The 6,896-nt window shown below is 70.3% G+C and carries 5 protein-coding genes; all 5 read right to left on the reverse strand.

Going from position 1 to position 6,896, the window contains the following annotated elements:
* Nucleotides 1–198: 198 nt before the first annotated feature.
* Complete coding sequence (locus ACFYYJ_RS40995; RefSeq protein ID WP_385134091.1) at nucleotides 199–1,191, reverse strand: PAC2 family protein; 993 nt, start codon at nucleotides 1,189–1,191, stop codon at nucleotides 199–201.
* 128 nt (nucleotides 1,192–1,319) lie between these two features.
* Entirely contained in the window at nucleotides 1,320–2,927 is a 1,608-nt protein-coding gene (locus tag ACFYYJ_RS41000; protein ID WP_384758236.1) for an FAD-dependent oxidoreductase, read from the reverse strand.
* A gap of 41 nt (nucleotides 2,928–2,968) precedes the next feature.
* Nucleotides 2,969–4,495: a glycerol kinase GlpK gene (glpK, locus tag ACFYYJ_RS41005; protein WP_384758239.1), complete on the reverse strand. Its 1,527-nt coding sequence runs from the start codon at nucleotides 4,493–4,495 to the stop codon at nucleotides 2,969–2,971.
* A gap of 77 nt (nucleotides 4,496–4,572) precedes the next feature.
* Nucleotides 4,573–5,355 (reverse strand): MIP/aquaporin family protein, encoded by a 783-nt coding sequence (locus ACFYYJ_RS41010; RefSeq protein WP_385134096.1) that lies wholly within the window; start codon nucleotides 5,353–5,355, stop codon nucleotides 4,573–4,575.
* A gap of 343 nt (nucleotides 5,356–5,698) precedes the next feature.
* Entirely contained in the window at nucleotides 5,699–6,466 is a 768-nt protein-coding gene (locus tag ACFYYJ_RS41015) for an IclR family transcriptional regulator (RefSeq protein ID WP_385134099.1), read from the reverse strand.
* Nucleotides 6,467–6,896 lie beyond the last annotated feature (430 nt).

Consider the following 6,896-nt stretch of genomic DNA (forward strand, 5'->3'; position numbering starts at 1 on the left):
CGGGGCGGGTGCGGGAGCCGCTGCGCGGAGCCGTCCCCGCCCCGCCCTTTCACCGTTTCCCGGGGCTCCGCCCCGGACCCCGCGCCTCAAACGCCGGCGGGGCTGGGATTCCCAGCCCCGCCGGCGTTTGAGGCGGGAACGGAGGAAGGGCGGGGCGGGGACCAGCTCCGCGCAGCGGCCCCGCACCCGCCCCCTCCGCTACGCCTCCGGGGTGTCCTCGCCCGGCTCCTCCGGCGGAGCCGGGGGTTCCTCGGACGGGGAGTCCGGCTTCCGCTTCGGCGGCCGCGTCAGCCCGCTGGACGTGTCCCGCAGGTACGACCCGTCCCCGGCGACCGCACCCCCCTCCGCCGACGGATCCCGCCGCCGCAGGTACCGCTCGAACTCCCGCGCGATCGCGTCCCCGGACGCCTCCGGCAGATCGGCGGTGTCCCGCGCCTCCTCCAGCGTCTGGACGTACTCCGCCACCTCGCTGTCCTCCGCCGCGAGTTGGTCCACGCCCAGCTGCCACGCCCGCGCGTCCTCGGGGAGTTCACCCAGCGGGATCCGGATGTCGATCAGATCCTCCAGCCGGTTCAGCAGCGCCAGCGTCGCCTTCGGGTTCGGCGGCTGCGACACGTAGTGCGGCACCGCCGCCCACAGCGACACCGCCGGCACCCCGGCATGCGTACAGGCCTCCTGCAGCACGCCCACGATCCCCGTCGGACCCTCGTACTTGGTCTCCTCCAGGTCCATCGTCCGCGCCAGGTCCGCGTCGGAGGTGACCCCGCTCACCGGCACCGGCCGGGTGTGCGGGGTGTCCCCGAGCAACGCGCCGAGGACGACGACCATCTCCACGCCCAACTCGTGCGCGAACCCCAGCAACTCGTTGCAGAACGACCGCCACCGCATGGACGGTTCGATGCCCCGCACCAGCACCAGGTCGCGCGGCTTGGCCCCGCCGATCCGGACCACCGAAAGCCGGGTCGTCGGCCACGTGATCTTCCGTACCCCGTTGTCCAGCCACACCGTCGGCCGGTTGACCTGGAAGTCGTAGTAGTCCTCGGCGTCGAGCGCCGCGAACACCTCGCCCTTCCACTCCCGGTCCAGGTGCGCGACCGCACCGGAGGCCGCGTCACCCGCGTCGTTCCAGCCCTCGAACGCGGCCACCATGACCGGGTCGATCAGCTCGGGCACGCCCTCAAGCTCGATCACCCAGGTCTCCTTCCGAAGTTCCCTTGTGTACGTGGGCCAGCCTAAGCCTTGAGACGACACCGGCCACAGCCCACGACAGAGGGGCGGTTCCCCCCTGGAACCGCCCCTCTTCCCCACCTGCGGGAGACCTATGCCTTGCGGCCCAGCATCTCCTCGACCCGCGCGCGCACGGACTCGTCGTCCAGGCCCCGGATCGTCACCGTCGTACGCCGGCGCAGCACGTCGTCGACCGTCTCGGCCCACTCGTGGTCACGGGCGTACGCGACCTGCGCCCAGATCTCCGGACCGTCCGGGTGGATGCGCTCGGCCAGCGCCGGGTCCTCGTTCGCGATCCGCGCGATGTCGAAGGCCAGCGAACCGTAGTGCGAGGCCAGGTGGCGCGCGGTCAGCGGGTCCATGCGGGCACCGGGCTCGCGGTCGACGAGCAGCCGGTGCGCGACCGCGTTCGGGTTCGCGACACCGGGCAGCGGCACCCGGCGCACCAGGGACTTCACCGGCTCCATGTCCTCGGTGAGCGGGCTGCCCGGGAGCTTGGCCAGCTTGTCCATGACCACACGGCCGATGTGGCGGTACGTCGTCCACTTGCCGCCGGCCACCGACAGCATGCCGCCCGCGCCCTCGGAGACGACCGTCTCGCGCTTGGCCTTCTCGACCCCGCCGGGGCCGCCGGGCAGTACCCGCAGGCCCGCGAAGGCGTAGGTCATCAGCGAGCGGTCCAGGTCGGCGTCCTTCACCGAGAAGGCCGCCTCGTCCAGGATCTGCTGGATGTCGGACTCGGTCGCGCGCACGTCGGCCGGGTCGCCCTCGTACACCTCGTCGGTGGTGCCGAGCAGGAGCTGGTCCTCCCACGGCAGGGCGAAGGTGATGCGGTACTTGTCGATCGGGGTGGCCATGGCGGCCTTCCACGGCGACTTGCGCTTCATGACGATGTGCGCGCCCTTGGAGAGGCGGATCGACGGCAGCGAGTGCTTGTCTTCCATGCGCCGCAGGTGGTCCACCCACGGGCCGGTGGCGTTGAGCACGACGCGCGCGTCGACCCCGAACTCGGTGCCGTCCAGGCGGTCCTTGAGCTCGGCGCCGGTGACCCGACCGCGCGTCATGCGCAGCCCGGTGACCTCGGCGTGGTTGAGGACGACCGCACCCGACTCGACGGCCGCGCGGACCGTCATCACGGCGACGCGGGAGTCGTTCATCTGGTGGTCGTAGTAGACCGCCACGGCCTTGAGGTTGTCGGTCTTCAGACCGGGGTTGTCGGCGACGGCACGGGCCGGGGATATGACCTTGCCCATGCCGTCGCCGAAGGCCGAGAGGGCGGAGTAGGCGAAGACGCCCGCGCCCAGCTTGGCCGCACCCACCGGACCGCCCTTGTAGACCGGCAGGTAGAACGTGAGCGGGTTGACCAGGTGCGGGGCCACGTCCTTGGCCAGCACCCGCCGCTCGTGGTGGTTCTCGGCCACCAGCTTGACCGCGCCGGTCTGCAGGTAGCGCAAGCCGCCGTGGACGAGCTTGGAGGAGGCGGAGGAGGTGGCGCCGGCGAAGTCGCCGGCGTCCACCATGGCGACCCGCAGACCCGACTGCGCGGCGTGCCAGGCCACCGAGGTGCCCAGGATGCCACCGCCGATGACCAGGAGGTCGTACGTGGCCTTCGCCAACTGCTCGCGGGTCTCGGCGCGGCTCGCGTTCGAACCGGCGGTCGGGTGCGTGCCCAGTGCGGTCACGCTCTGCAGGCTGCTCATATCTCTCTTAGCTCCTCGTCGATAGCGTCGGCTGAGTGAGGTCAGCTGGCGTCTTCGTCGTCGACCCAGCCCATGGACCGCTCCACGGCCTTGAGCCAGCTCTTGTACTCGCGCTCCCGCTGCTCGGCGGGCATCCGCGGGGTCCACTCGGCCGCGCGGCGCCAGTTGGCGCGCAGGGCGTCGGTGTCGGGCCAGAAGCCGACGGCCAGGCCGGCGGCGTAGGCGGCGCCGAGGCAGGTGGTCTCGGCGACCATCGGGCGCACCACGGGGGCGTCCAGGAAGTCCGAGAGCGTCTGCATCAGCAGGTTGTTGGAGGTCATGCCGCCGTCGACCTTGAGGGCCGTGAGCTCGACGCCCGAGTCCTTGGTCATGGCGTCGGTGATCTCGCGGGTCTGCCAGGCGGTGGCCTCGAGGACGGCCCGGGCGATGTGCGCCTTGGTGACGTACCGGGTCAGGCCGGCGATCACACCGCGGGCGTCGGAGCGCCAGTACGGGGCGAACAGGCCGGAGAAGGCCGGGACGAAGTAGGCGCCGCCGTTGTCCTCGACGGAGGAGGCCAGGGTCTCGATCTCGGCCGCGGACTTGATCAGGCCCATCTGGTCGCGCATCCACTGGACGAGCGAGCCGGTGACGGCGATGGAGCCCTCCAGCGCGTAGACCGGCTTCTGGTCGCCGATCTGGTAGCCGACCGTGGTCAGCAGGCCGCTGTAGGAGTTGATGATCTTGTCGCCGGTGTTCATCAGCATGAACGTTCCGGTGCCGTACGTGGACTTGGCCTCGCCCTCGGCGAAACAGGTCTGGCCGAACAGGGCGGCCTGCTGGTCACCGAGCGCCGAGGCGACCGGGACACCGGCGAGGACGCCCTCCTTGACGTGCCCGTAGACCTCGGCGGAGGACTTGATCTCCGGCAGGACGTTGAGCGGGACGCCCATGGACTCGGCGATCTTCTCGTCCCAGGCCAGGGTGTGCAGGTTCATCAGCATGGTGCGCGAGGCGTTGGTCACGTCGGTGACGTGGTGACCGCCCTGGGCGCCGCCGGTGAGGTTCCAGATGACCCAGGAGTCCATGGTGCCGAAGAGGATGTCCCCGGCCTCGGCGCGCTCGCGCAGGCCCTCGACGTTGTCGAGCAGCCAGCGGACCTTCGGGCCGGCGAAGTAGCTCGCCAGCGGCAGGCCGGTCTCGCGGCGGAAGCGGTCCTGGCCGACGTTGCGGCCGAGCTCCTTGCACAGGGCGTCGGTGCGGGTGTCCTGCCAGACCAGCGCGTTGTGCACCGGCTCGCCGGTGTTCTTGTCCCACAGGACGGTGGTCTCGCGCTGGTTGGTGATGCCGACGGCCTTGACGTCGGCGGCGGTGATCTCGGCCTTGGCGATGGCCCCGGCGACGACCTCCTGGACGTTGGTCCAGATCTCGGTGGCGTCGTGCTCGACCCAGCCCGGCTTCGGGAAGATCTGCTCGTGCTCCTTCTGGTCGACGGCGACGATGCGGCCGTCGCGGTCGAAGACGATGCAGCGGGAGGAGGTGGTGCCCTGGTCGATCGCGGCGATGAAGGGGCCGGTGCTGCTGGTCATGTGGCTGCTCCTGGCAGGTCTATGAGTAGGCGGAATCAGGATGCGGTGCGGATCTTACGAGCGCGGGCCGATGCTGATCAGGCGAACGCGATGTTGTACAGACCGCCGGCGAGTGCGGCACCGACGAGCGGGCCGACGACCGGGATCCAGGAGTACCCCCAGTCCGAGCCGCCCTTGTTGGGCAGCGGGAGCAGGGCGTGGACGATGCGGGGACCGAGGTCGCGGACCGGGTTGATCGCGTAGCCGGTCGGACCGCCCAGCGAGAGGCCGATGCCGACGACCACGAACGAGGTGATCAGGACACCGATGACGCCGAGGCCCTTGCCGCCGTCCTGGAGACCCTGGGTGAGGATCGCGATGACCAGGACGAAGGTGCCGATGATCTCCGTGGCGAGGTTCTGGACCACGTTGCGGATCTCGGGGCCGGTCGAGAAGATGCCGAGCACCGGGCCCGCGACGTCGTGCGGGTGCGGGTCCTCGGGACCGAGCCGCGCGTCCTTGATGTTCTCCGGGTCCGCCAGGTGCACGCGGAACTGGCCGTAGTAGGTGATCCACATCAGGACCGCGCCGAGCATGGCGCCGAGCAGCTGGCCGGCGAAGTAGACGGGGACGTCGCCCCACTCGCCGGTCTTGATGGCGATGCCGACGGTGACCGCCGGGTTCAGGTGCGCGCCGGAGAGCGGTGCGGAGACGTAGGCGGCGATCAGGACCGCGAAACCCCAACCGAAGGTGATCGCGAGCCAGCCCGCGCCGCGGGCCTTGGAGCTCTTGAGCGTGAGGGCGGCGCAGACGCCACCGCCGAGCAGAGTGAGCAGGGCGGTACCGATGGTCTCGCCGATGAAGATGTCGGAGCTGGACACCCGCGACTCCTTTGTCTTACGTCCAGGGGTGGGCGGACACCTGGTACCTGGGTACCTCCGGTGGTTCCGCGCACTCGGTGAGTGCTGCACCGGTCCTTGGCCTTGTCGCATCCTAACGCGTATTGCCGGTAGGTGTTCGACATTGCCGACCGATGAACGGCAGTTTTCCGCCTGTGTGAAGAACCCGTCAAGGCCTGGCCAGGTCAAAGAATCGGATCGTTACCACTCGGTACGATCGACCAAATCCGGCCAATCCATGATCAGTAAAAGGCAAAACCCACCCATATGCAGCTTGAAGCCGCACGGGGTGGGTCTCGGGTGGGGCGAACGAGTCAGGTCAAGCTCAGAACCGGCCCGCCCCCAGGTCGCGTGAAACCGACCGCGCGCAGTCCCGCACGGAGGCCACCAGGGCCGCCCGGGGCTCCCCGGACTCCCCGCAGACCCGCTCCACGGCACCCGCCACGGCGACCGCGCCGACCGGCATCCTGCGCCGGTCGTGGATGGGCGCCGCGACCGAGGCGATGCCCTCCCAGGTCTCCTCCACGTCGGAGGCCCAGCCGCGGGCCCGCGTCAGCCCGAGGATCTCCTCGAAGCCGATCGGGTCCGTGACCGTACGCGGGGTGAACGGCTCCCGCTCCACCTCCAGGGCCTCCGTGTGCGCCACCGGGTCGTAGGCGGACAGCACCTTGCCCAGGGCCGTGGAGTGCAGCGGCTGCATGGCCCCCACCTCCAGCACCTGACGGCTGTCGTCGGGCCGGAACACGTGGTGCATGATCAGCACCCCGCTCTTGTGCAGCACCCCCACGTACACGCTCTCGCCGCTCGCCCGGGCCAGATCGTCCGTCCAGACCAGGGCGCGGGCGCGCAGCTCGTGCACGTCCAGATAGCTGTTGCCCAGGCGCAACAGCTCGGCGCCCAGCTGATATCGGCCCGAGGCCGGGTCCTGCTCGACGAAACCCTCCGCCTGGAGGGTGCGCAGAATGCCGTGCGCCGTCCCCTTGGCCAGGCCCAGGGCGGACGCCACGTCCGACAGTCCCAGCCGGCGCTCCCCGCCCGCCAGAAGTCGCAGCATCGCAGCGGCTCGTTCGAGCGACTGGATGTTCCGTGCCATCGCGCAGCCTCCTGCTGACGTAGTTCGACAATGCTGAACACTATCGGTCGATGCCGACCTCTTGCATGGTGAGGCCGTCACACCGCGAGCTCCCGGCCCCCCACCCGACCGGCGCACCCCGTCGGACGTCCCGCGCAAAGAATGCAGTCCGCCCAGTGGGACGACCGCACCGGGGCAGGTCCGCCCGGTTACCCTGACCGAGTGCACCCTTGACGAAGCGGGGGTGCAAAGCCGACAGCCGTCGCATCCCAGGGAGCCCCGCCATGGCCTCGTTGCCGAACCCGCCCGCAGACACCACGACCCGGGTCGACGCCCTCCGAGAGGCGCTCGCCACCCGCGTGGTCGTCGCCGACGGGGCGATGGGGACGATGCTCCAGGCGCAGGACCCCTCGATGGACGACTTCCAGCAGCTCGAAGGCTGTAACGAGGT

Origin of the sequence: Streptomyces sp. NPDC002467 (assembly GCF_042889825.1) — a bacterium.
GTDB lineage: Bacteria > Actinomycetota > Actinomycetes > Streptomycetales > Streptomycetaceae > Streptomyces.